The 22,207-nt window shown below is 68.5% G+C and carries 19 protein-coding genes and 1 rRNA gene; 7 read left to right on the forward strand and 13 right to left on the reverse strand.

Annotated features, from left to right (window positions below; all coding sequences use genetic code 11):
* Window positions 1-11 precede the first annotated feature (11 nt).
* Window positions 12-1,550, reverse strand: a 16S ribosomal RNA gene (locus CUT39_RS07930).
* A gap of 658 nt (window positions 1,551-2,208) precedes the next feature.
* Between CUT39_RS07930 and CUT39_RS07935 the strand changes: the two genes are divergently transcribed.
* Together CUT39_RS07935 and CUT39_RS07940 are read left to right on the forward strand one after the other, a co-directional pair.
* On the forward strand, window positions 2,209-2,634 hold the full coding sequence (locus CUT39_RS07935) for an OsmC family peroxiredoxin (RefSeq protein ID WP_100445444.1): 426 nt from the start codon (window positions 2,209-2,211) through the stop codon (window positions 2,632-2,634).
* A 213-nt stretch (window positions 2,635-2,847) separates the two neighbouring features.
* A complete protein-coding gene (locus CUT39_RS07940; RefSeq protein ID WP_100445445.1) occupies window positions 2,848-4,143 on the forward strand; it encodes a KamA family radical SAM protein in 1,296 nt (431 codons plus the stop codon).
* 90 nt (window positions 4,144-4,233) lie between these two features.
* Here CUT39_RS07940 and CUT39_RS07945 read toward each other — a convergent pair whose 3' ends face one another.
* A complete protein-coding gene (locus CUT39_RS07945) occupies window positions 4,234-4,986 on the reverse strand; it encodes an NAD(P)H-dependent oxidoreductase (RefSeq protein ID WP_100445494.1) in 753 nt (250 codons plus the stop codon).
* Window positions 4,987-5,118: 132 nt separating this feature from the next.
* Between CUT39_RS07945 and CUT39_RS07950 the strand changes: the two genes are divergently transcribed.
* A complete protein-coding gene (locus tag CUT39_RS07950) occupies window positions 5,119-5,973 on the forward strand; it encodes a helix-turn-helix transcriptional regulator (protein ID WP_100445446.1) in 855 nt (284 codons plus the stop codon).
* Between the two features lie 19 nt (window positions 5,974-5,992).
* On the opposite strand, the gene CUT39_RS07955 is transcribed toward CUT39_RS07950, so the two are convergent.
* The 3 genes from CUT39_RS07955 to metH form a co-directional block, all read right to left on the reverse strand.
* Window positions 5,993-6,628, reverse strand: coding sequence for an HAD family hydrolase (locus CUT39_RS07955; protein WP_408611122.1), 636 nt, complete (start codon window positions 6,626-6,628; stop codon window positions 5,993-5,995).
* A gap of 91 nt (window positions 6,629-6,719) precedes the next feature.
* Window positions 6,720-7,277 (reverse strand): thymidine kinase, encoded by a 558-nt coding sequence (locus CUT39_RS07960; protein WP_100445447.1) that lies wholly within the window; start codon window positions 7,275-7,277, stop codon window positions 6,720-6,722.
* A gap of 23 nt (window positions 7,278-7,300) precedes the next feature.
* Window positions 7,301-10,828 carry a methionine synthase gene (gene metH / locus CUT39_RS07965; RefSeq protein ID WP_100445448.1) on the reverse strand — a complete coding sequence of 1,176 codons (3,528 nt, stop codon included), beginning with the start codon at window positions 10,826-10,828 and terminating at the stop codon, window positions 7,301-7,303.
* A gap of 101 nt (window positions 10,829-10,929) precedes the next feature.
* Here metH and CUT39_RS20695 point away from each other — a divergent pair, with 101 nt between their 5' ends.
* Together CUT39_RS20695 and CUT39_RS07970 are read left to right on the forward strand one after the other, a co-directional pair.
* The gene (locus CUT39_RS20695) at window positions 10,930-11,070 is read left to right on the forward strand and encodes a hypothetical protein (RefSeq protein WP_198586962.1); all 141 of its coding nucleotides are present in this window, start codon (window positions 10,930-10,932) and stop codon (window positions 11,068-11,070) included.
* Between the two features lie 44 nt (window positions 11,071-11,114).
* The gene (locus tag CUT39_RS07970; RefSeq protein ID WP_100445449.1) at window positions 11,115-11,750 is read left to right on the forward strand and encodes a pyridoxamine 5'-phosphate oxidase family protein; all 636 of its coding nucleotides are present in this window, start codon (window positions 11,115-11,117) and stop codon (window positions 11,748-11,750) included.
* Here CUT39_RS07970 and CUT39_RS07975 read toward each other — a convergent pair.
* From CUT39_RS07975 to CUT39_RS07990, 4 genes are read right to left on the reverse strand one after another with little or no spacing between them, the layout of a single operon-like run.
* Window positions 11,747-12,637, reverse strand: coding sequence for a phenylalanine 4-monooxygenase (locus CUT39_RS07975; RefSeq protein ID WP_100445450.1), 891 nt, complete (start codon window positions 12,635-12,637; stop codon window positions 11,747-11,749). The genes CUT39_RS07970 and CUT39_RS07975 overlap by 4 nt on opposite strands.
* Window positions 12,638-12,690: 53 nt before the next feature.
* The gene (locus CUT39_RS07980) at window positions 12,691-14,343 is read right to left on the reverse strand and encodes an enoyl-CoA hydratase-related protein (RefSeq protein ID WP_100445451.1); all 1,653 of its coding nucleotides are present in this window, start codon (window positions 14,341-14,343) and stop codon (window positions 12,691-12,693) included.
* 36 nt (window positions 14,344-14,379) lie between these two features.
* Window positions 14,380-15,660, reverse strand: coding sequence for a cysteine--1-D-myo-inosityl 2-amino-2-deoxy-alpha-D-glucopyranoside ligase (gene mshC / locus CUT39_RS07985; RefSeq protein WP_100445452.1), 1,281 nt, complete (start codon window positions 15,658-15,660; stop codon window positions 14,380-14,382).
* A gap of 47 nt (window positions 15,661-15,707) precedes the next feature.
* The gene (locus CUT39_RS07990) at window positions 15,708-16,526 is read right to left on the reverse strand and encodes an undecaprenyl-diphosphate phosphatase (RefSeq protein WP_100445453.1); all 819 of its coding nucleotides are present in this window, start codon (window positions 16,524-16,526) and stop codon (window positions 15,708-15,710) included.
* 206 nt (window positions 16,527-16,732) lie between these two features.
* Between CUT39_RS07990 and CUT39_RS07995 the strand changes: the two genes are divergently transcribed.
* Complete coding sequence (locus tag CUT39_RS07995) at window positions 16,733-17,707, forward strand: aldo/keto reductase (RefSeq protein ID WP_100445454.1); 975 nt, start codon at window positions 16,733-16,735, stop codon at window positions 17,705-17,707.
* Here CUT39_RS07995 and CUT39_RS08000 read toward each other — a convergent pair.
* Complete coding sequence (locus CUT39_RS08000) at window positions 17,701-18,183, reverse strand: VOC family protein (RefSeq protein WP_100445455.1); 483 nt, start codon at window positions 18,181-18,183, stop codon at window positions 17,701-17,703. The two genes, CUT39_RS07995 and CUT39_RS08000, sit on opposite strands and share 7 nt — an antisense overlap.
* Window positions 18,184-18,257: 74 nt before the next feature.
* On the opposite strand from CUT39_RS08000, the gene CUT39_RS08005 reads away from it, so the two are divergent.
* On the forward strand, window positions 18,258-19,094 hold the full coding sequence (locus CUT39_RS08005) for an AraC family transcriptional regulator (protein WP_100445456.1): 837 nt from the start codon (window positions 18,258-18,260) through the stop codon (window positions 19,092-19,094).
* Window positions 19,095-19,106: 12 nt separating this feature from the next.
* Here CUT39_RS08005 and CUT39_RS08010 read toward each other — a convergent pair whose 3' ends face one another.
* Genes CUT39_RS08010 through CUT39_RS08020 form a run of 3 tightly spaced genes read right to left on the reverse strand, consistent with a single transcriptional unit; the run spans window position 19,107 to window position 22,155 of the window.
* The gene (locus CUT39_RS08010) at window positions 19,107-20,429 is read right to left on the reverse strand and encodes a M20/M25/M40 family metallo-hydrolase (protein WP_100445457.1); all 1,323 of its coding nucleotides are present in this window, start codon (window positions 20,427-20,429) and stop codon (window positions 19,107-19,109) included.
* A 32-nt stretch (window positions 20,430-20,461) separates the two neighbouring features.
* Window positions 20,462-21,667 (reverse strand): cation:proton antiporter, encoded by a 1,206-nt coding sequence (locus CUT39_RS08015; protein WP_100445458.1) that lies wholly within the window; start codon window positions 21,665-21,667, stop codon window positions 20,462-20,464.
* Window positions 21,668-21,669: 2 nt separating this feature from the next.
* Window positions 21,670-22,155, reverse strand: a complete 486-nt coding sequence (locus tag CUT39_RS08020) for a cation:proton antiporter regulatory subunit (RefSeq protein ID WP_100445459.1) — start codon at window positions 22,153-22,155, stop codon at window positions 21,670-21,672.
* Window positions 22,156-22,207 lie beyond the last annotated feature (52 nt).

Consider the following 22,207-nt stretch of genomic DNA (forward strand, 5'->3'; position numbering starts at 1 on the left):
GGACTCCTTAGAAAGGAGGTGATCCAGCCGCACCTTCCGGTACGGCTACCTTGTTACGACTTCGTCCTAATCGCCAGCCCCACCTTCGACCACTCCCCCCGCACAAAGCGGTTGGGCCGCAGGCTTCGGGTGTTGCCAACTTTCATGACGTGACGGGCGGTGTGTACAAGGCCCGGGAACGCATTCACCGCAGCGTTGCTGATCTGCGATTACTAGCGACTCCACCTTCATCGAGCCGAGTTGCAGACTCGAATCCGAACCACGACCGGCTTTACAGAGATTCGCTCCACCTCACGGTATCGCCACCCGCTGTACCGGCCAATGTAGCATGCGTGAAGCCCTGGACATAAGGGGCATGATGACTTGACCTCATCCCCACCTTCCTCCGAGTTAACCCCGGCAGTCCCCCACGAGTCCCCACCACTACGTGCTGGCAACATGGGGCAAGGGTTGCGCTCGTTGCGGGACTTAACCCAACATCTCACGACACGAGCTGACGACAGCCATGCACCACCTGTCACCCCGCCCGAAGGACACTGCGTCTCCACAGCCATCGGGGTGATGTCAAACCCAGGTAAGGTTCTTCGCGTTGCATCGAATTAATCCGCATGCTCCGCCGCTTGTGCGGGCCCCCGTCAATTCCTTTGAGTTTTAGCCTTGCGGCCGTACTCCCCAGGCGGGGCGCTTAATGCGTTAGCTACGGCACAGAGACCACAAACGTGCCCCCACACCTAGCGCCCACCGTTTACAGCATGGACTACCAGGGTATCTAATCCTGTTCGCTCCCCACGCTTTCGCTCCTCAGCGTCAGCACAAGCCCAGAGACCCGCCTTCGCCACCGGTGTTCCTCCACATATCTGCGCATTTCACCGCTACACGTAGAATTCCAGTCTCCCCTACTTGCCTCAAGCCCGCCCGTATCCACCGCACGACCACAGTTAAGCCATGGCTTTTCACGACAGACGCGACGAGCCGCCTACGAGCCCTTTACGCCCAATAAATCCGGACAACGCTCGCGCCCTACGTCTTACCGCGGCTGCTGGCACGTAGTTAGCCGGCGCTTATTCGAACACTACCGTCACCGACCGAACACGACCGGCTTCGTCGCGAACAAAAGAGGTTTACAACCCGAAAGCCGTCATCCCTCACGCGGCGTCGCTGCATCAGGCTTCCGCCCATTGTGCAAAATTCCCCACTGCTGCCTCCCGTAGGAGTCTGGGCCGTATCTCAGTCCCAATGTGACCGACCGCCCTCTCAGGCCGGCTACCCGTCACCGCCTTGGTAGGCCATCACCCCACCAACCAGCTGATAGGCCGCGAGCCCCACCCCAGCCGCCAAAGCTTTCCACCACTGAACATGCATCCAGCAGTCACATCCGGTATTAGCCGCCGTTTCCAACGGTTATCCCAGAGCCAGGGACAGGTCACCCACGTGTTACTCACCCGTTCGCCACTCGAGTACCCACCCAAAGGCAGGCCTTTCCGTTCGACTTGCATGTGTGAAGCACGCCGCCAGCGTTCGTCCTGAGCCAGGATCAAACTCTCCAACCAAAACCAAACAACACCAACCACCACCACAACCGCAGCAGCAGCCAGCATCAAAGCATGCATCGAAGCAGACCTGACCGATTCCAAAAGGAAAAGACAGTCAAACAAACCAACCAAACCACCCCCAGCACAACACCAGGAACAGCCCAGCCAGCCCGCACGCTGACCATCCAAACACCCTGTTGAGTTCTCAAACAACACGCCACAACCAAGCGATACTGAAACTACTCAGATCGGCCTTGGCCGGAGCAACCCGACTAAATTAGCAGCTCTGCCCTGCACCGTCTAACCCAGGAAACGTAACCTTGGCAACAGCCAGCCGAGCCTCTATCAAGTCTCAGGTGATTCCCGCGCTTCGATCCACGGACCGCGCCAGCGCTCTTGCGATCTGTCGCGTATCTCCGCCTTGATCTCCGGGCCAGCCTCTCCGGCTGTCCCGTTCCCCGCGGGCAGAGACAAATATACACACCCCTGAAGGGGTGCAAACCAGGGGGGTACGTCTTGCCTTCCACGATACCCGTGAGCTGCGCAGACATCAAGCCGCTCGCCGGATTCCCACGACCGGCGCGCATGCCCGGCCGGCGGCGCGGACGATCGTTCGCGTCCAGGTTCGGCTGTTAGCCTGCGAGCACTAGCAACTGCGCGATTCAGAGGAGAAGGCATGTCAGTCACTCGCAACGCAACCACTCGTTGGACCGGCGACCTCCAGGGAGGGGGCGGAGTCACCAGCTTCGTTTCATCCGGTCTGCCGGACACCGACGTGACGTGGGCGTCCCGTGCGAATGAGCCCGAGGGCAAGACGAGCCCCGAGGAGCTCATCGCCGCCGCTCACGCCTCCTGCTTCTCCATGGCGCTGTCGGGCGCGCTGGGCAAGGCCGGATACACGCCGGATGAGATCGTCTCGGAGGCCGCAGTCGACTTCACGCCGGGCACCGGCATCACCGGAATCGCTCTGACCGTCCGCGCCAGCGTGCCGGGGATCGACGCCGACGAGTTCAACAAGGTCGCCGACGGCGCCAAGGAAGGCTGCCCCGTCAGCCAGGCGCTCAAGTCGGTGCCGATCACGGTTGAGGTCAACCTGAGCTAGGGTCGAGAATTACTCTAAAACTTCATACCGGACACACACTGTGCGCGAAGGCAGCAGGTGCACCATTCGTGACCTCCGGGTCATGAAGTCGGTCTCCGCATGTGGTCCAGCTTGCGGACCGACGCGGTGGATGTTGGTTTCGCGCACATGTTTGTAACTATGCCTGTCTGCCCAGCTTGAAAAACTCACACCGTAGAGGAGGTCGAGTTCGTCGTGACTACTCCCGAGAGCGCCGGTCGGCGATTCCGCGCCTACACCATCCGTCACCTCGACGAGTTGCTGAAGCGCGCGCGCATGACCGAGGAGCAGCGGCTCCGGACGAGGGCGGTGGCGTCGGTGCTGCCGTTCCGCACCAACACCTACGTCGTCGATGAGCTCATCGACTGGGACAACGCGTTCGACGACCCGATGTTCAGGCTGGTCTTCCCGCAGGAGGACATGCTGCCGGCCGACGATGTCGATCACATCGCCGAGCTGCTGACGCAGGGCGCTTCGAAACAGGAGATCACGACCGCGGCCAATCAGATCCGGTACAAGCTCAATCCCCACCCCGCTGGGCAGATCCAACTCAACATCCCCAAGGCCGGCGAGGACGTCGTCCAGGGACTGCAGCACAAGTACAAGGAGACGGTGCTGTTCTTCCCCCAACAGGGGCAGACCTGCCACGCCTACTGCACCTACTGTTTCCGGTGGGCGCAGTTCGTGGGCCTCGACGACCTCAAGATCGCCAACAACGACGTCGACGAGATGACCGGCTACGTGGCCCGCCACCCGGAGGTGAGCAGCATCCTGCTGACCGGCGGCGACCCCATGATCATGGGCGAGACGGTGCTCCGCCGCTACATCGACCCGCTGCTGGAGTTGGACCACGTGGAGTCGATTCGGATCGGATCGAAGGCGCTGGCCTACTGGCCGCAGCGATTCGTCACCGACCCGGACGCCGACGCCACGCTCCGGCTGTTCGAGGAGGTCGTCAAATCGGGACGGGACCTGGCGTTCATGGCCCACTTCTCCCACCACAAGGAGCTCGAGCCCGAGATCGTCCAGGAGGCGGTCCGCCGCATCCAGGCGACCGGGGCCACCATCCGGACGCAGGCGCCGCTGATCCGCACCATCAACGACGACGCCGACCAGTGGGCCGACATGTGGCGGACCCAGCACAAGATGGGGATGATCCCCTACTACATGTTCGTCGAGCGCGACACGGGCCCGCAGGACTACTTCTCGGTGCCGCTGTGGCGGGCCTGGGAGATCTACCGGGACGGGTTCAGCCGGGTGTCGGGCCTGTGCAGGACCGTCCGCGGCCCGTCGATGTCGGCCACGCCCGGCAAGGTCACGGTCGACGGCGTCACCGAGATCAACGGCGAGAAGGTCTTCGCGCTGCGCATGCTCCAGGCTCGGGACCCGGAGATCGTCGGCCGCCCGTTCTTCGCGAAGTTCGACGAGAACGCGGTCTGGGTCGACGACCTGAAGCCGGCGTTCGCCGACAAGTTCCCGTTCGAGGCGTAGCCGAGTACCGGGGGCGGTACCGGTAGGCCCTCGCAACAACCGGCATGCGAAGGCCGGAGCGGTCATCGGACCGCTCCGGCTTTCGTTCGCCTAGGCGATGTGCAGGTCGAAGCCCGAGGCGCCGGGGCGCTCCAAGCCCGGTTTGAGGCGGCGATGCTCGTCGTAGTCGCCGCCGCGCTGGGCGCGATAGGCGATCGGCTCGGTCTCCTCCAGCGCCTCGAGGCGCCGCCGCAGGCGCTCCACCCCCGCTCGGTAGCCGTCCTCGTCGAGCCGGACCGCGCCGGCGATGTGGACCGGCGGCAGCGCGTCCATCCCGGTGTAGAAGAAGATGCCGTGGTTGATCGGGAAGAGCAGGTCGTCGATGCTGCCGTTGATGCCGCGGTCGGACATGTGGGCCTCGGCGGCGCCGGTGGTCACGATGGCCAGGCCGTGCTTGCCGGCCAGCACGCCTTCGCCGTAGCGACGCCAGCCGCGTACGGTGCCGTAGCCGAAGCCGTTGGTCAGGACCCGGTCGACCCAGCCCTTCATGATGGCCGGCATGGTGAACCACCACAGCGGGAACTGGAGGATCACCGCGTCTGCGTCCAGGAGCAACTGCTGCTCCCGGCGGATGTCGTCCGACAGCGTGCCGGACCGGTGGGCCTCGCCGGAGGCCTCCATGAAGTTTTCGTCCGTGACCGGTCCGAGATCGTCGTAGTCGGCCACGGGCTTCCACTTCATCGCGTAGAGGTCGCTGAGGGTGGTGCTGTGTCCCCGGGCTTCGAGCGTGCGGATCGCCTCGTCGCGGAGTGCGGCGTTGAGCGAACCGGTCGACGGGTGTGCGTAGACGATGTGAACGTGCATGGGTTCCATGTTGGTGCGGTTCGACTCCGGTAGCCAGACGCCTGTTCGACCCGGGGTCGTTCGTTCCTAGGACTGACAGGGCTGGGCACTTCGCGCTACAGGGCGGAATACTTGCGGGCGGAGGTGGTCCGCATGGAACCCGAGGCGGTAGAGATCCATCGGCTCGAGGACGTCGCCGATCTGGGCAAGTTCCTGCAGGCGCGCCGGGCGCGGGTACACCCGGCGGAGGTGGGTCTGCCCGGTGATTCGCGGCGGCGGGTGCCGGGGTTGCGGCGCGAGGAGCTGGCGCTGCTGGCCGGGGTGAGCGTCGACTACTACACCCGTTTGGAGCAGGGTCGTGCGAAGCGGCCGTCCGATCAGGTGCTGGACGCGGTCGCCCGGGCATTGCGGCTGGATGAGACCACCCGGGAGCATCTGCACCGGTTGGCGGGCTACACGCGGTTGGAGCCCGATCATCCTTCCGCCGAGGTCCGGCCGGAGTTGCGGACGATGCTGCAGGCGATCGACGGGTTTCCGGCGCTGCTGCAGAACCACCGCATGGAGGTGCTGGTCGCGAACGAGGCGTCGCGGGCGCTGTACGAGCCGCTGGGGTGGCCGGTGTCGCGGCGGGCGAATCTGGCGAAGCTGCTGTTCGACGACGATTCGCGGCCGTTCTTCCCTGCGTGGGAGACGTGCGCGGCGGAGGCGGTGGCGCAGTTGCGGAAGGTCGCGGCGCTGTTCTCCGAGGACAAGGAGTTGGCGGCGCTGATCGGCGAACTGTCGGTCCGGCACCGGTCGTTCAGCGAGCTGTGGGCGCGGGCCGAGGTGAAGGATTCCTACGTCGGCACGATGAGGTTCGAGCATCCGATCGTGGGGCCGCTGACGCTGCACAAGGAGCAGTTCCGGGTCGCCGACGGCAGCGGTCAGATGCTGGTGACGCTGACGGCGTCGCCGGGGACCGACGATTTCGACAAGTTGCGGCTGCTGGGGTCGGGCCGGGAGGTCTGACCCAGGGCGGCGCTCGGGGTCAGGCGGTGAGGCCGCGCAGGTAGGCGAGGTCGATGCCGGACAGGGACTCGAGAGTCCGGACCTGGAGGTCGCCGGGGAGCGTGACTTCGCTGGGGATGGCGAGGGTGACCGCGCCGGCGGCCAGCGCCGAGCTGACTCCGGTGACGGAGTCTTCGAGGACCACGCAGCGGTCGATGTCGACCCCGAGCTTGTCGGCGGTGGTCAGGTAGGGCTCCGGGTCGGGTTTCTTGTGTTCGACCTCGTCGCCGCAGATGGTGACGTCGAAGTTCTCGTGGCCGAGTTGGTCGAGGATGATGTCGGTCAGTTCGCGCGGAGTCGAGGTGACCAGGGCGGTGGGCAGGCCCGCGGTGCGTACCTCGGTGAGCAGCTCGCGTGCGCCGGGTTTCCAGGGGACTCCTTCGCCGAACAGTTCGCGCATCCGCCGGCGCACCCAGGCCTGGTATTCGGGGGCTTTTTCGAGGGGCTGGTCGAGGCTTTCGAGGAGCAGGACCACCGAGGCGCCTTCGTTGGTGCCGACCATTCGGGCGCGCACTTCGGGGGCGAGGTCCCCGCCGAGCAGGCGCGCGAGTTCGTGGAGGGCGATGTCCCAGCGGGGCTCGGAGTCGACGAGGGTGCCGTCCATGTCGAAGAGCACGGCGTGTGGAAATCGGGTCACGTCTGCAACGGTACGGCGGGGACCGGTGCGGCCGGTCGGTTTACCGGACTGTCGCGAGGCGGCTCACAGATCAGGCGAGTCCGGCGCGGTGGTGGCGGCGGCACAGGACGGTGTAGCTGTCCATGTCGCCGATCTCGACCACGTCGCCGGAGAAGACCATGACGCCGTCTCGGACGCGGGCGTTGTGGGTGCCGCGTTCGCCGCACCAGCAGTTGACGCGCACCGGGAGTTCTTCGACGCGGTCGGCCAGTTCGATCAGGCGTTGGGAGGCGGGGAAGAGTCGGCCGAGGAAGTCGGTCTTGAGGCCGAAGGCGTACACGTCGAGGTCGAGTCCGTCGACGGCGTCGGCGAGGTGGTTGATCTGTTTGGGGGCGGTGAGGAACTGGACTTCGTCGACCACGACGTAGGGCGGGCGGATCTCGGCCAGGTCGTCGTAGACGTCGAGGTCGGGGGTGACTTCTCGGGCTTTGTGGCTGAGTCCGATACGGCTGGAGATGACGCCCTCGCCGCTGCGGTCCATCGAGGTGTAGAGCACTCCGCTTTCGCCGAGGGAGTGGTGGTACTGCAGCGCGAGGGTGGATTTTCCGGCGTCCATGACCCCGAGGTAGGCGACCAGTTCGTTCGACATGGGCGTCAGTGTGCCTTGTCGGGTCATTTGGCGTTGAAGTAGCTGGCCTCCGGGTGGTGCAGGACTATGGCGTCGGTGGACTGCTCGGGGTGGAGCTGGTCGCCTTCGGACAGTTCGACGCCGATGCGGTCGGCGCCGAGGAGGTCGACGAGGGTGGCGCGGTCGGACAGCTCGGGGCAGGCGGGGTAGCCGAAGGAGTAGCGGCAGCCGCGGAAGTCGACCTCGAGGATGCCCTGGAGGTCGGCGGGGTCGGCGTCGGCGACGGTGGATCCGCCGGGCAGGACCCATTCGCGGCGGATGCGGCGGTGCCAGTATTCGGCGAGCGCCTCGGTGAGTTGCACGGTGAGGCCGTGGACTTCGAGGTAGTCGCGGTAGGCGTTGGCTTCGAACAGGTCGTTGGTGTATTGGGAGACCTTGGAGCCGAGGGTGACCAGTTGCAGGCCGAGCACGTCGAGTTCTTGGCCGTCCTTGGTGCGGAAGAAGTCTGCCAGGCACAGGCGGCGGTCGCGCCGCTGCCTGGGGAAGGTGAAGCGGGCCCGCTCGGAGTGGCCGTTCTCGTCGAGGACGACGAGGGTGTTGCCTTCGGAGTAGCACGGCAGGTAGCCGTAGACGACCTTGGCTTCGAGGACGTTGTCGGTGGCGAGACGGTCGAGCCAGTAGCGCAGCCGCGGGCGACCTTCGGTCTCGACCAGTTCTTCGTAGGAGGGTCCGTCGCCGCGCGTGGGTTTGAGGCCCCATTGGCCGAGGAAGGTGGCGCGTTCGTCGAGCATGGCCGAGTAGTCGGCGAGCGGGAGGCCCTTGACCACGCGGGAGCCGTGGAACGGCGGGGTGGGCAGGTCGGCGTCGGTGGCGACGTCGGAGCGGACCGAGGTGTCGTCCAGGTCGGGCAGGGTGTCGGCGACCATGGTGGCCTGGCGGGCGCGGCGCTCCCGTCGCTTGGCGATCTTCTCGGCCCGGTCGGAGTCGATGACGGGGCCGCCTTCGCCGCGGCGGGCGGCCATGACGCGGTCCATCAGCGACAGGCCTTCGAAGGCGTCGCGGGCGTAGTGGACGTCGCCGCCGTCGAACATGCCGCGGAGGTCGTCTTCGACGTAGGAGCGGGTGAGGGCGGCGCCGCCGAGGAGGACCGTCCAGCGGCTGTGGAGGCCGCGCGCCATCATCTCGGCGAGGTTGTCCTTCATGATGACGGTCGATTTGACCAGGAGTCCGCTCATGCCGATGACGTCGGCGTCGTGTTCTTCGGCGGCGTCGAGGATGGCGTTGATGGGCTGTTTGATGCCGAGGTTGACGACGGTGTAGCCGTTGTTGGACAGGATGATGTCGACCAGGTTCTTGCCGATGTCGTGGACGTCGCCGCGGACGGTGGCCAGGACGACGGTGCCCTTGCCGTCGTCGTCGGTCCTGTCCATGTGCGGCTCGAGATGGGCGACGGCGGCTTTCATGACCTCGGCGGACTGGAGTACGAACGGCAGTTGCATCTGGCCGGCGCCGAAGCGGTCGCCGACGATCTTCATGCCTTCGAGGAGGTGGTCGTTGACGATGTCGAGGGCGGTGCGGCCTTCGGCGAGGGCGGCGTCGAGGTCGGTGCCGAGGCCGTCCTTGTCGCCGTCGACGATGCGCTGGGAGAGGCGCTCGCCGAGCGGGAGGGCGGCCAGGGCTTCGGCGCGGGCCTCCCTGGTGCCGGCGAGGCTGACGCCGTCGAACAGTTCGATGAGTTTCTGGAGCGGGTCGTAGCCCTCGGTGCGACGGTCGTAGACCATGTCGAGGGCGGCTTCGCGCTGCTCGTCGGGGATGGAGGCCATCGGGAGGATCTTGCTGGAGTGAACGATGGCGCTGGTCAGCCCGGCTTCGACGCATTCGTTGAGGAACACGGAGTTGAGGACCTGGCGGGCGGCGGGGTTGAGGCCGAAGGAGATGTTGGAGACGCCGAGGGTGAAGTTGACGCCCGGGTAGCGGCGGGCGATCTCGCGGATGGCTTCGATGGTCTCGATGCCGTCGCGGCGGGTCTCCTCCTGGCCGGTGGAGATGGGGAAGGTCAGGGCGTCGACGAAGATGTCCTCGATGTCCAGGCCCCAGTTTCCGGTGAGGTCCTCGATGAGGCGGGTGGCGACGCGGACCTTCCAGTCGCGGTCGCGGGCCTGGCCGTCCTCGTCGATGCAGAGGGCGACGACGCCGGCGCCGTGCTCGGCGATGATGGGCATGACGCGCCGGTACCTGGAGTCGGGGCCGTCGCCGTCTTCGAAGTTGACCGAGTTGATGATGCATCGCCCGCCGAGGGCCTCGAGGCCGGCTTCGATGACGTTCGGCTCGGTGGAGTCGAGCATGATCGGCAGGGTCGAGGCGGTGGCGAAGCGGGAGGCGAGGACGCGCATGTCCTCGGCGCCGTCGCGGCCGACGTAGTCGACGCACAGGTCGAGCAGGTGGGAGCCGCCGCGGGTCTGCTCGCGGGCGATCTCGACGCACCTGTCCCAGTCGGCGGCGAGCATGGCCTGGCGGAACGCCTTGGAACCGTTGGCGTTGGTGCGTTCGCCGACGTTGAGGATGGTGGCGTCCTGCTTGAAGGGGACGTGGTGATAGGAGGAGGACACGCCCGGCTCGCGGACCGGTTCGCGCGGGGCGGGCTCGGCGCCGTCGAGGCGCTCGCGGACGGCGCGGATGTGCTCGGGGGTGGTGCCGCAGCAGCCGCCGACCAGGCCGACCCCGTAGCGGGTGACGAACTCCTCGTGGGCGTCGGCCAACTCGGACGGGGTGAGCGGGTAGACCGCGCCGTCGGTGCCGAGCTGGGGCAGGCCGGCGTTGGGCATGACCGAGATCGGGACCGGCGAGTGGCGCGAGAGGTATCGGATGTGCTCGGTCATCTCGGCCGGGCCGGTGGCGCAGTTGAGGCCGATGAGGTCGATGTCCAGGGCGGCCAGGCTCGTGAGGGCGGCGCCGATCTCGCCGCCGACCAGCATGGTGCCGGTGGTCTCGACGGTGACCTGGGCGATGACCGGGACGTTCGTGCCGAGCTCGGCGTTCGCGCGCCCCGCGCCGATGACGGCGGCCTTGGCCTGCAGGAGGTCCTGGGCGGTCTCGACGAGGATGGCGTCGGCGCCGCCGTCGATCAGCCCGGCCGAGCATTCGGCGTAGTGGTCGCGCAGGGTCGCGTAGGGGGCGTGTCCGAGGGTCGGCAGGCGGGTGCCGCCGCCCATGGAGCCGAGCACGAAGCGCGGCCGTTCGGGCGTGGCGTACTCGTCGGCCTTGCGGCGGGCCAGCTCGGCGGCGGCGCGGCCCAGTTCGCGGGCGCGTTCGGTGATGCCGTATTCGATCAGGCCGCCGTAGTTGGCGTTGAAGCTGTTGGTCTCGACGCAGTCGGCGCCGGCGGCGAGGTAGGCGTCGTGGATTCCCAGGACGATGTCCGGGCGGGTGAGGCACAGCATGTCCGACAGGCCTTCGTAGCCGTCGTAGTCGTCCAGGGTGGGGTCGAAGGACTGCAGCATGGTGCCCATGCCTCCGTCGGCGATCACGACGCGGCGGGACAGGGCCTCCAGGAAGCGGTTCTGCGCGGACACGCCGTCCAGGGTACTGGGGCGTGCCGGGAGGCGGGAAGCACGTATCACTGTTTGGACGTGCTGTCGGGCGAATATCACAACCTGCGTCCTACGATGGTGTGATGCTCTATCCCGCCCTCATTTATCTGTTGTTCTTCCTGATCGCCTGCTATTTCCTGTATTGGGTCGTGCGCTTGGGCGTGCGTGACGGCATCGCGGACGCCGACGAGCGACGGGATCGGGGTGGCTCCGGACAGCCGTGACCGCGTAGCATCGGCGCCGACTCCCCAGTCCGGAAGGGACGAGCATGGACAACGCGGACACTAGCAAGTGGACCACTGTTGCCGACCCGGAAGAGCTGCGCCGCATCGTCGGCGATGTCAAGCCCCGGGCCGCGACCAAGGAGCGCCCCCGGCTCCACCGGCGCGACCGGGAGTGGCTGGCGGCCTCCCCGTTCTGCGTCGTCGCCACCGCCGACGCCGACGGCAACTGCGACGCCTCACCCAAGGGCGACCCGGCCGGGCTCGTCCACGTCCTCGACGACACGACGGTCGCCGTGCCCGAGCGCAAGGGCAACCGGCGGGTCGACGGCTACCACAACGTGCTGTCCAACCCGCACGTCGGACTGCTGTCGCTGGTGCCGGGCCGCAACGAGACGCTCCGGATCAACGGGCGCGCCAGGATCGTCGCGGACGCCCCCTTCTTCGACGACATGGTCGTCAAGGGGCACCGGCCGATCCTGGCGCTGGTGGTGGAGATCGACACGATCTTCCTCCACTGCGGCAAGTCGTTCATGCGAGCCGATCTGTGGCGGCCCGAGTCGTGGGATCCCGACGCGCTGCCGCCGCACGCCCAGATGGTCAAGGAGACCCAGTCGGTCTCCGAGACCTTGGAGGAGCTGCACCGGTACTACGGCGAGGAGTACGAGAAGCAGCTCTACTAGCCGGTGGCCTCCGCCTTGAGGCGGGCGATCGAATCGTCGTCGCAGTGGGCCCAGAACTCCCCCACGACGTCCTCGAGCTGGTCCATCGACGCGGCTTCGAACAGTTTGTCCTGGTATTTGGTGATGTCGTAGTCGATGGTGCCCATCGTCGGGAGGTCCAGCGGCAGGATCGTCATGTCGCGGAACTCGTCGATCTCGCCGTAGGAGGAGAGGATGCCGGCGCCGTAGGCCTTGAGACCGTCGGATTCGCGGATGAGGCCGAACTCCAGGGTGAACCAGAAGACCCGGGACACGAATTCCAGCGCCTCGTCGCCTTCGACGCGGCGGGCCGCGTCCCCGGCGACGCGGTAGAGCGCCGCGTAGCGGTCGTTGGCCAGGGCGTTCGCGTGGCCGATGACCTCGTGGATCACGTCCGGTTCGGGCGTGTAGAACGGTACCGAGTGGTGCCGGATGTACTGGGTGGCGTGAAATTTGCCGTCCTCGAGCACCCCGTAGAACTCGCGCAGCGGGACCAGGCCCGCGGCGGGCACGTAGCTGAAGCCGGTGAGCGGTTCCAGCATCTGCGAGACCTCCGCCAGTTGCGGAACGTGGTCGGCCGGGAGTTTGAGGCGGTCGCTGCCCTCCAGGTATTCGCGTGCGGCCAGTTGCCGGTGCTTGACGGCCAGTTCCGCACTGACCAGCCGCCAGATCTCGTGTTCGGCATCGGTGTAGGAGACGACCGGCAGCGGTTGGCCGGGCTCCCAGTCCAATGCGAGTGCCGCGATGGCGTTGCGCCGTTCGCGGTATCCGGCGTCGGCGAAGCCCGGGTGGTTCTCACCCAGTTCGACGACGACCGATCCGTCTGCGTCGGTGTTGACCGGCGCGAAATATTGCCCTTCTTCGAACATATAGCCAGTTCACCAGGTCCGTGGCGACCTGTCAACGAGGCCGCCACGGACGGTCAGAACCGGAGCTTGGCCGGGGTCCGGGCCGGGGCGGCCTTGGAGATGAAGTCGCGGCGTTTGGCCGCGAAGCCGTGGCGGTCGTCGAAGCAGTCGCGGGCCATCTCGGCCAGCTCGATGGTCTGGTAGTACGAGAGGGGCTTGGCCGCCGAGCGGCGGCGCTCCTTGGCGGCGAACATGCGGCCGCGGCTGATCGGCTCGTTGTAGCCGGCGGCGACGGCGCGGAGCCAGCTCTGGAATTCCGACCAGTCGCGGGGGCCGACGGCGCCGATGAGGCCGTTCTGGGCGGCCTGGCGCACCGACACGGGGAGCTTCTCGGTCAGGAGCCGGGCGGCCGGTCCCTCGCCGATGCGGCTCGCGACCGACCAGGTGTGGAGTTCGGAGCCGAAGATGCCCATGTCGTAGTAGGGGTTGAGGACGACGCCGTCGCGGGCGACGGTGATGTCGGCGCACAGTCCGGCCATGACGCCGCCGGCCCCGGCGTTGGCGCTGAAGGCGGCGACGGTGAGTTGGTCGGCCGAGGCCAGGGCCACGCAGAGCTCGTCGATGGCGCAGATGTTGGCCCAGGCTTCGGCGGCCGGGTCGGGGGCGGCGTCGATGACGCCGAGGTGGATGCCGTTGGAGAAGGTGTGCTCGGTGCCGGTGAGGACCAGCAGCCGGGTGTCCTCGGTGAGTGCCTTCTCGACCGCGGCGGCGAGGCGGCGGCACTGCTCGGTGTGCATGGCGCCGTTGTAGGAGCGGACGGTCAGGTAGCCGATGTCGCCTTCGCGCCGGTAGGCGGTCTCGGCGAGGGCGGCCGGGGCGGGCAGGAACGGGGCGCCGTCGGCGTCGACGACCATCGTGGCGGGGAGTTTGGGGCCCCGTTTGCGTTCGAGTCGGGCGGCGTAGCCGAACCACAGGACGCCTCGGCCGCAGGCGACGGCGATCGCTTCGAGGTTGCGGCCCACGACGGTGCCGGGTGCGGCGTCGTGCGGTTCGTCGGAGGCGGCCGCGTCGTAGAGGCAGTAGGGCCGCCCTCGGAGGTCGACCGGGGCGCCCGGGGCGCCGTCGGCGGCGTTGACCAGCCGCTCCAGCTCCGAGGCGGGGGCGTTCCAGTCGAGTTCGAAGGACTTGCGGCGCAGCAGCGGCGCCTCGCCGGTGCCGGGGATCTCGCGCGGGTGCTCGGCGGCCGGGACCGGGCCGGAGCCGGAGGCGAACTTGCGGACGGTGGTGTCGACGCATTCGAGGGCGGCGTCGGCCACCAAACTGTTGTAGAGGGCGCTCTTGGAGATCGCCGGGGGCATCTCGAAGGCGGCGGTGGCCCACACGGGGCCGGCGTCCATCTCCTCGACCGCCGACAGGGCGGTCACGCCCCACCGGGGCCTGCGGTCGCGGATGGCGTGGTCGAGTGAGGACGGTCCGCGGTCGCCCACCGGTCCGGGGTGGATGACGACGGTGGTCCACCGCTGCCAGACCCCTTCGGGCACGCGGTGTTTGAGGAACGGGCAGAGAATCAGGTCGGGGTCGGTCTGCTCGACGGTTCGGGTCAGTGCTTCGGGCGTGCCGAAGGCCGGTGCGAGTTCGACACCGACCTCGTGCCCCTGTTCACGGAGGGAACACCAGACACGCTGGGTGAGGCCGTTGAAGGCCGACACCAGCAGCAGGATTTTCAATTGCGACTCCTCTGGCGCGTGTGGAGTCGGCCACGCTCAGTACCAGAGCGTACCGAGTCTCGACAATTCGCACAATAATCGCGAGCAGTCTATTCCGAGGAGTCCTTCGATCGTGTCGCGGGCCAGCGCGGGCGCGGACGGGTCCTCGCCACCAGCGGAAAGGGTCTCGGCGGCCCATCGGTCGACTGCGGACAGTGCACTTGCGGTGTCCAGATCGTCGGCCAGGTGGGCGCGGACGGCGTTCAGCATGGCGCCGGCGGGTACGGCCAGTTCGCGGGAGACGGCCTCGCGCCAGCGGCCGAGCCGCAGTTCGGCCTCGGCCAGCAGCGCGGCGCTCCACTGCCGGTCGGCGCGGTAGTGGCCGGCCAGGACCGCCAGGCGCACCGAGGCAGGGTCGGCCCCTTCGGCGCGGAGCTTGGAGACGAACACGAGGTTGCCCAGGGACTTGGACATCTTCTCGCCGTCGAGGCCGATCATGCCGGTGTGGACGTAGGTGCGGGCGAAGGGCCGGCGGCCGGTCAGCGACTCGGCGTGGGCGGCCGACATCTCGTGGTGCGGGTAGATCAGGTCGGTGCCGCCGCCCTGGACGTCGACGGTCTCGCCGAGGTATTCGAGGGCGATGCCCGCGCATTCGATGTGCCAGCCGGGGCGGCCGGGCCCGACCGGGGAGTCCCAGGACGGTTCTCCGGGCCGGGGGGTGTTCCACAGGATCGGGTCGAGCGCGTCGCGCTTGCCTTCGCGATCGGGGTCGCCGCCGCGTTCGCGGGAGAAGCGGAGCATGGTCTCGCGGTCGTAGTTCGACTCCGAGCCGAAGGCGGGGTCGGCGGCGATGTCGTAGTAGATGTCGCCGGAGGCGTGGCGGTAGGCGTGGCCGGATTCCAGGAGCTGGGCCACGGCCTTGCCGATCGCGGGTATGGATTCGACGGCGCCGACGAAGTGGGTCGGTGGGAGCACGCGGAGGGATTCCATGTCCTCGCGGTAGAGGGCGGTCTCGCGCAGGCCCAGGACCTGCCAGTCGGTGCCGTCTCGTTCGGCGCGCTCGAACAGCGGTTCGTCGACGTCGGTGACGTTCTGGACCGAGCGGACCTCGAGGCCTTGGTCGAGCCAGTACCGGTGGACCAGGTCGAAGGTGATGAAGGTGGCGGCGTGCCCCAGGTGCGTCGCGTCGTACGGCGTGATCCCGCACACGTACATGGCGGCGCTGTGGGCGCCGGCCGGGACGGTCGGGCGCTTGGCGTCGCTGGAGGTGTCGTGCAGCCGCAGGTCGGGGCCGTGGCCGGGCAGGGTGGGTACGTCGGGCGCGGTCCAGGATTCCATGCTGGCGATCGTAGTTCGCGCCGCCGCGCCCGGCCAGCGCTCGGCCGCTATGCGGGGACGAGGCCGGCGGCGGCGATGCCGATGACGGTCACGCCGAAGGCGATGCGGTACCAGACGAACGGCATGAACGTGTGACCGGCGACGAACCTCATCAGCCAGGCGACCGAGACGTAGGCGACCACCGCGGAGACGACGATGCCGACGATGAGGGATCCGAGCGGCAGGTCGCCGCCGACGGCGTCCTCCATCTCCAGGACGCCGGCGCCGACGAGGGCCGGGATGCCGAGGAAGAAGGCGAAGCGGGTCGCGGTGGGGCGGTCGAGGTCGCGCAGGAGTCCGGCGGTCATGGTCGCGCCGGAGCGGGAGACGCCGGGGAACAGCGACAGGACCTGGAGGCCGCCGACGAAGAGGGCGTCTTTGAGGTTGATGTGGCCCTCGCTGCGCTGCTGGGTGGCGGCGTGCTCGGCGAACCACATCACGAACGACCAGCCGATGGCGCCGATGCCGACCGCGTAGAGGTTGAACACGCGGTCGATGTGGTCCTCGACCAGCAGGCCGACGATGACGATCGGGACCGAGCCGATGATGACGTACCAGCCCATGCGGTAGTCCTTGCCGCGGCGATCGCGGTCGAACAGGCCGACGAAGAAGCCCTTGACGATCGCGACGATGTCGGCGAAGAAGTAGACCAGGAGCGCCAGGATCGCCCCGCCCTGGATGACGGCGTTGAAGGCGATGACCTCCGAGGCGGCGGGGTCGAGGCCGATGAAGGCCGAGAACACGGCGATGTGCCCGGTGGAGGAGACCGGGAGGAATTCGGTGAGTCCTTCGACGATCCCCAGGACGAAAGCCTGCCAGATTTCCAAGTCGCGTTCCCTTCAGCTTTTGCCGTCCGACAGCCTAGCCGCCCAGCGCTCGGGCGATCCACCTGACGCCGCCCGGCGGGTCGGTGCGGGTCGGCCGACCCGGGTCCGGAGGCGGATGGGACGCGATCGTCTCGGACGTACGGCCGAGGCGTTCGCCGGTCCCGGGCGTGTCTTTCGGAGGACCGTTCGATGTAACTTGTGTGGTCATGGAACGCCGACCACTTGGACGCAGCGGCATCGAGGTCTCCTCCCTCGGGCTGGGGACGATGACCTGGACCACCGATGAGGCCGGGTTGGAGGACGCCGCGGCGCAGCTCCAGACCTTCGTGGAGGCCGGCGGAACGCTGGTCGACACCGCCGACGTGTTCGGGCAGGGCACGGCCGAGGCCGCGATCGGTCAGCTCATCGGCAAAGTGGTGGCCCGCAGCGAGATCCAGATCGCCACCAAGGCGGGGGTGCGCACCGACGGCTCGGAGCGCAAGCGCGACACCTCCCGCGGGTGGCTGGTGCGGTCCCTGGAGCACTCGCTGCGCCGGCTCGGCACCGACTACATCGACCTGTGGCTGCTGCACGTCCACGACCCCGACACGCCGCTGGAGGAGACGATGGGGGCTCTGGACGCGGCCGTCACCAGTGGGAAGGTCCGCTACGTCGGGGTGTCCAATCACACCGGTTGGCAGACGGCGCGGGCGTGCGCGTGGCAGCACGCCTGGCCGGGCCGCACCCCGGTCGTCGCCTCGGAGGTCGAGTACTCGCTGCTGCAGCGCGGCATCGAGCGGGAGGTCCTGCCGGCGTGCCTGGCGATGGAGCTGGGCGTGCTCGCGTGGTCGCCGCTGGGGCGCGGGGTGCTGACCGGCAAGTACCGGTACGGGCGGCCCTCGGACTCGCGGGCGGCCTCGGCGCAGTGGGCGCGGTTCGCGCAGACCTATCTGGACGAGCGGTCGGCCGGGATCGTGGAGGCGGTCGCGACCGCCGCCGACGGGCTCGGGGTGAGTCCCCTCGAGGTCGCGCTGGCGTGGGTGCGGGACCAACCGGGGGTGGCCGGCGCGATCGTGGGCGCGCGCAACGCTACGCAGCTTCGGGCGTCCCTGGCCGCGGAGCAGTTGTTCCTGCCCCCGGAGATCCGGCTGGCCCTCGACGACGTGTCGGCGCCGCAGGTGGGTTACCCGGAGTCCTACTGACCGCCGCTCATGGAGGCGATCCATTCGTTGACGCGCCGTTCGCCCTCCTCGCGGGAGACGTCCTCGACGCGGGTCATGATCGTCCAGCGACGGCCGAACGGGTCGGCGACGGTGGCGAAGCGGTCGCCGGTGAGGAACTCAGCCGGTTCCTCGCGGACGGTCGCTCCGGCCTCGACGGCGCGGGCGTAGACCGCGTCGACGTCGGGCACGTACAGCACCAGCGTGGCCGTGGCCTGCTCGGGATCGGGCGCGGCCAGCCCGAACGCGGGGTTCGGGTCGCCGAGCTGCAGGATCGAGTCGCCGATCCGGAGCTCGCAGTGCATGACCGAGCCGTCCGGGCCGTCGTTGCGGGTCAGGACTTCGGCGTCGAAGACCCGCCGGTACCAGTCGACGGCTCCGGCCGCCTCGTTGCAGGCGATGAACGGCGTGATCGTGTGGTATCCCTCGGGGATCGGGTCGACATCGGTTTCGCTCATGGGGCCAGTCTGTGCCGGGACGCCTCGAGCGCGCTTGTAAAAAGGCGACGTACCCGCGGCCTAGGATTCACTTCATGGGAGGACCGACCGCGAGCGACAAGGGCGTGCTGCGGCCGCAGGAGGCCGCACAGCACATCGACCTGCGCAGATACCCGGTCGAGGGCGGGCTGGGGGCGTACGTGGAGCGGTTCTGGGCGGTCCACTGGGCGCTTCCCGAGGGCGCCTCGTACGAGTCGGTGGTCATCCCCCACCCGTGCGTCAATCTCAGTTTCATGCCGGTGCTCGGCGCCGAGGTCCACGGCCCGGGGACGGCCGTCTCGCGGCACCCGCTCTCCGGCGAGGGGCGGGTCTTCGGGGTCAAGTTCCGGCCCGGCGGCTTCGTCGCCTTCACCGGGCGGTCGTGGGCCTCCTTCGCCGACTGGACGGTCTCGGCCCGCACGGTGTTCGGTCCGGAGGTCGACCACCTGCACTCGAGTGTGGTGGACGGGGGCGACCGGGCGGCGATCGAGGTGGTCACGGAGTTCCTGACCGCGCGGACGCCACCGCGGCGCGACCGGCGCTACGAGCTGCTGCTGGAGATCGTGGCGGCGATGCTGGGCGACCGGGGCATCACCCGGGTCGGCCAGGTGGCCGATCGGTTCGCCACGACGCCCAAGGCGCTCCAGCGGCTGTTCCGGTCCTACGTCGGGCTGGGCCCGAAATGGCTGATCCGCCGGTACCGGATGCATGACGCCGCCGACCGGCTCGCGGCCGATCCCGAGGTCGACCTGGCGAGGCTCGCCGCGGAGCTGGGCTGGTCCGACCAGGCCCATTTCACGCACGACTTCAAGGACCTGATCGGCTCGCCTCCGGCGGAGTACGCGGCCCAGTGCGCCTCGGCCGGTCGAGCGCTGGTCACGGCGCAGCGGTGAGGGTCGCCGTTCCTAAACCTGGGACAGGAAGCGGTGCATGGTGGAGACGCCGAACTCGAGGCCGTCGATCGGGACCCGCTCGTCGATGCCGTGGAACAGGGCGGTGAAGTCCAGGTCGGCCGGCAGTTTCAGCGGTGCGAACCCGAAGCAGCGGATGCCGATCGAGGCGAAGGCCTTGCCGTCGGTGCCGCCCGAGAGCATGTACGGGACGGTCGCCGCGCCCGGGTCGGACATGCGGATGGCCCCGGCCATCGCATCGACCAGCGGGCCGTCGAACGAGGTCTCGATGCCGGGCTGGCGGATCTCGTAGTCGAATTCGATGCCCTCGCCAGCCAGTTCGCGGAGCGTCTCCTCCAGTTCGTCGTTGCGTCCCGGCAGTGAGCGGCAGTCGAGCACGGCCTCGGCGCCGGAGGGGATGACGTTGGTCTTGTAGCCCGCCTCCAGGCGGGTCGGGTTGGCGGTGTTGCGGAGCGTGGCCCCGACCAGCCGCGCGACCGGGCCGAGCTTGGCGACCGTCTCGTCGGGCTCGTCGGGGTCGAACTCCACGCCGGTGATCTCCGAGACCGACTCCAGGAACTGGCGGACGGTGGGGGTCATCTCGACCGGGAATTCGTGCCGTCCGATGTCGGCGACCGCGCGGGACAGGCGGGTGACGGCGTTGTCGTCGTGGAGCATCGAACCGTGCCCGGGGCGGCCGGAGGCGCGCAGCCGCAGCCAGTCCAGGCCCTTCTCGGCGGTCTGGACGACGTAGACGCGCAGGTCGTTGCTCAGGGTCACCGAGAAACCGCCGACCTCGCCGACCGCTTCGGTGACCCCTTCGAAGACTTCGCGGTGCTGCTCGACCATGAAGCGGGCGCCATGGTCGGAGCCGGCCTCCTCGTCGGCGGTGAACAGCAGCACCAGGTCCCGCGGCGGGACCTTCCCGGCGTGCCGCCAGGCGCGGACGACCGCCAGCAGCATCGCGTCGAAGTCCTTCATGTCGACCGCGCCCCGGCCCCACAGGTAGCCGTCGATGATCTCTCCGGCGAACGGGTCGACGCTCCACTCGCCGGCCTCGGCGGGGACGACGTCGAGGTGGCCGTGGAGCAGCAGGGCCCCGCGGTCGCGGTCGGCGCCCGGATAGCGGGCGGCCACCGTGGCGCGGCCCGGCAGGGACTCGTAGATGGTCGGCTCCAGGCCGACCTCGGCGAGCTTCTCGGCCACGTATTCGGCGGCGGCCCGCTCCCCTTTGGAGGTGTCGGGATCGCCGGTGTTGGTGGTGTCGATGCGGATGAGGTCGCGGGCGATGTCGACGACCTCGTCGGTGGGGCGGGGCGGGTTCGCGGTTTCAGCCATCGTTGATTTCTATCAAGCCGCGTGCCCGCGTATCACGCCGCGGGGCCGGTGGTCGCGCCCGCCTTCAAGCGGCGGGCGCGCATCCGGGCCCGGCGTTTGGCCGAGATCGGGTCGGCCAGCCGCGGAGCGAGCGGGCCGACGGCGGCCATGATCAGCACGTAGGCGGCGGCCATGGCGCCCAATTCCGAATCGAGCCCGGCGGCGACGCCGAGACCGGCGATCACGATGGAGAACTCCCCGCGCGGCAGCAGGACCAGACCGGCGCGCAATCGGCCGGTGAACGCCGCCCCGGAGTGGCGGGCGGCCCACCAGGCGGTGGCGAACTTCGTGCCGATCGTCACCACCGCCAGCAGCGCGGCGATCGCGAGCACGGGCGGCAGTGACCTCGGGTCGGTCTGCAGTCCGAAGTTCACGAAGAATACCGCCGCGAACAGGTTCTTGAGCGGTTCCAGGGTGCGTTCGGCGGTGTGGGAGACGTCGCCGGAGAGCGCGATGCCGACGAAGAAGGCGCCGACGGCGGCCGAGACGTGGACCTGTTCGGCCAGCCCGGCGACGACCAGGATGACGCCCAGGACCTTGAGCATGAGGATCTCGTCGCTGGGAGAGTCGAGGAACCTCGACAGCATGGTGCCTCCGCGGGCGGCGACGAAGAACGCCGCGCCGACCGCCAGCAGCGCCAGCGCCAGGCCCCAGGCCGCCTGCGCGAACGCCAACCCGGCCAGGACGGTGGTGACGATCGGCAGGTAGATCGCCATCACCAGATCCTCGGCCACGAGCAGCGAGAGCACGGTCGGCGTCTCGCGGTTGCCGAGCCAGCCCAGATCGGACACGACCTTGGCGATGATGCCCGAGGAGGAGATGTAGGTGACCCCGCCGAATACGACCGCGGCCAGCGGCCCCCAGCCGAGCAGGAGCGCGCAGATCACCCCGGGGGAGGCGTTGAGGACCAGATCGACGATCGCGCCCCTCCAGGAGGTGCGCATGGTGCCGAGCAGTTCGCGCGGGGTGTATTCGAGGCCGAGGGTGAACAGGAGCAGGACGATCCCGATCTCGGCCCCGATGTCGAGAAAGCTCGCGATCTGTTCGAGGTCGTGGAGGCCGCCGGTACCGAAGGCCAGCCCCGCGAGCAGGTAGAGGGGGATGGCCGAAATCCCGAAGCGGCCGGCGACCGCGCCCAGGATGCCCAGGCCCAGGATCAGCAGCCCCAACTGCAGGAAGATTTCGACGAGGTGGTGCATGACTACTCGCGCCCGCGCAGGATGCGGTCGACTTGGTCCACGGCCTCCTCGGTGCCGATGGTGACCAGCCGGTCGCCCACACGGAGGGGCTCCGAGGGGGCCGGGCCGGTCTCGACCCCGTCGTCGCGGACGATCGCGACGATCGAGGCGCCGGTGCGGGTCCTGGCGCGGGTGTCGCCGAGCGGCCGGTCGGCGTACGGGCTGGTGGCGCCGACCTTCACCTGCCGTGAAACGAGGTTGTCGATCTCGTGGTGCAGGCGGTTGAGCTTCTCGACGATGCGTGCGCCGCCGAGCAGCTCCCCCACCGAGGCCGACTCGTCGGCGTCGAGGACGATGCACTCCAGGGCCGAGTCCGGATCGTCGGGGTCGTAGAGGATGAAGTCGCGGCGGCCCTCACGGTGGGCGACGATGCCGAGGTGCACGCCCCGTTTCGTCTCGAACTCGAACCGGACACCGATGCCGGGCAGTTCGGTGCGCTCCACGTCCACGGTCGGTCAACTCCTTCGTCGTCGGTACGAAGGGAACGGTACCCCAGCGCGG

Source organism: Glycomyces xiaoerkulensis (assembly GCF_002798405.1).
GTDB classification, from domain to species: domain Bacteria; phylum Actinomycetota; class Actinomycetes; order Mycobacteriales; family Micromonosporaceae; genus Glycomyces; species Glycomyces xiaoerkulensis.

Excerpts from the sequence above, each read along its gene's own strand:
- CUT39_RS07970 (WP_100445449.1), top strand. The coding sequence starts at position 11,115 with ATGGACAACGCGGACACTAGCAAGTGGACCACTGTTGCCGACCCGGAA.
- CUT39_RS20695 (WP_198586962.1), top strand. The coding sequence starts at position 10,930 with ATGCTCTATCCCGCCCTCATTTATCTGTTGTTCTTCCTGATCGCCTGC.
- mshC (WP_100445452.1), bottom strand. The coding sequence starts at position 15,660 with ATGGAATCCTGGACCGCGCCCGACGTACCCACCCTGCCCGGCCACGGC.
- CUT39_RS07945 (WP_100445494.1), bottom strand. The coding sequence starts at position 4,986 with ATGCACGTTCACATCGTCTACGCACACCCGTCGACCGGTTCGCTCAAC.
- CUT39_RS07935 (WP_100445444.1), top strand. The coding sequence starts at position 2,209 with ATGTCAGTCACTCGCAACGCAACCACTCGTTGGACCGGCGACCTCCAG.
- CUT39_RS08010 (WP_100445457.1), bottom strand. The coding sequence starts at position 20,429 with ATGGCTGAAACCGCGAACCCGCCCCGCCCCACCGACGAGGTCGTCGAC.
- CUT39_RS07975 (WP_100445450.1), bottom strand. The coding sequence starts at position 12,637 with ATGTTCGAAGAAGGGCAATATTTCGCGCCGGTCAACACCGACGCAGAC.
- CUT39_RS07950 (WP_100445446.1), top strand. The coding sequence starts at position 5,119 with ATGGAACCCGAGGCGGTAGAGATCCATCGGCTCGAGGACGTCGCCGAT.
- CUT39_RS07995 (WP_100445454.1), top strand. The coding sequence starts at position 16,733 with ATGGAACGCCGACCACTTGGACGCAGCGGCATCGAGGTCTCCTCCCTC.
- CUT39_RS08015 (WP_100445458.1), bottom strand. The coding sequence starts at position 21,667 with ATGCACCACCTCGTCGAAATCTTCCTGCAGTTGGGGCTGCTGATCCTG.
- CUT39_RS07960 (WP_100445447.1), bottom strand. The coding sequence starts at position 7,277 with ATGTCGAACGAACTGGTCGCCTACCTCGGGGTCATGGACGCCGGAAAA.
- CUT39_RS08000 (WP_100445455.1), bottom strand. The coding sequence starts at position 18,183 with ATGAGCGAAACCGATGTCGACCCGATCCCCGAGGGATACCACACGATC.
- CUT39_RS08005 (WP_100445456.1), top strand. The coding sequence starts at position 18,258 with ATGGGAGGACCGACCGCGAGCGACAAGGGCGTGCTGCGGCCGCAGGAG.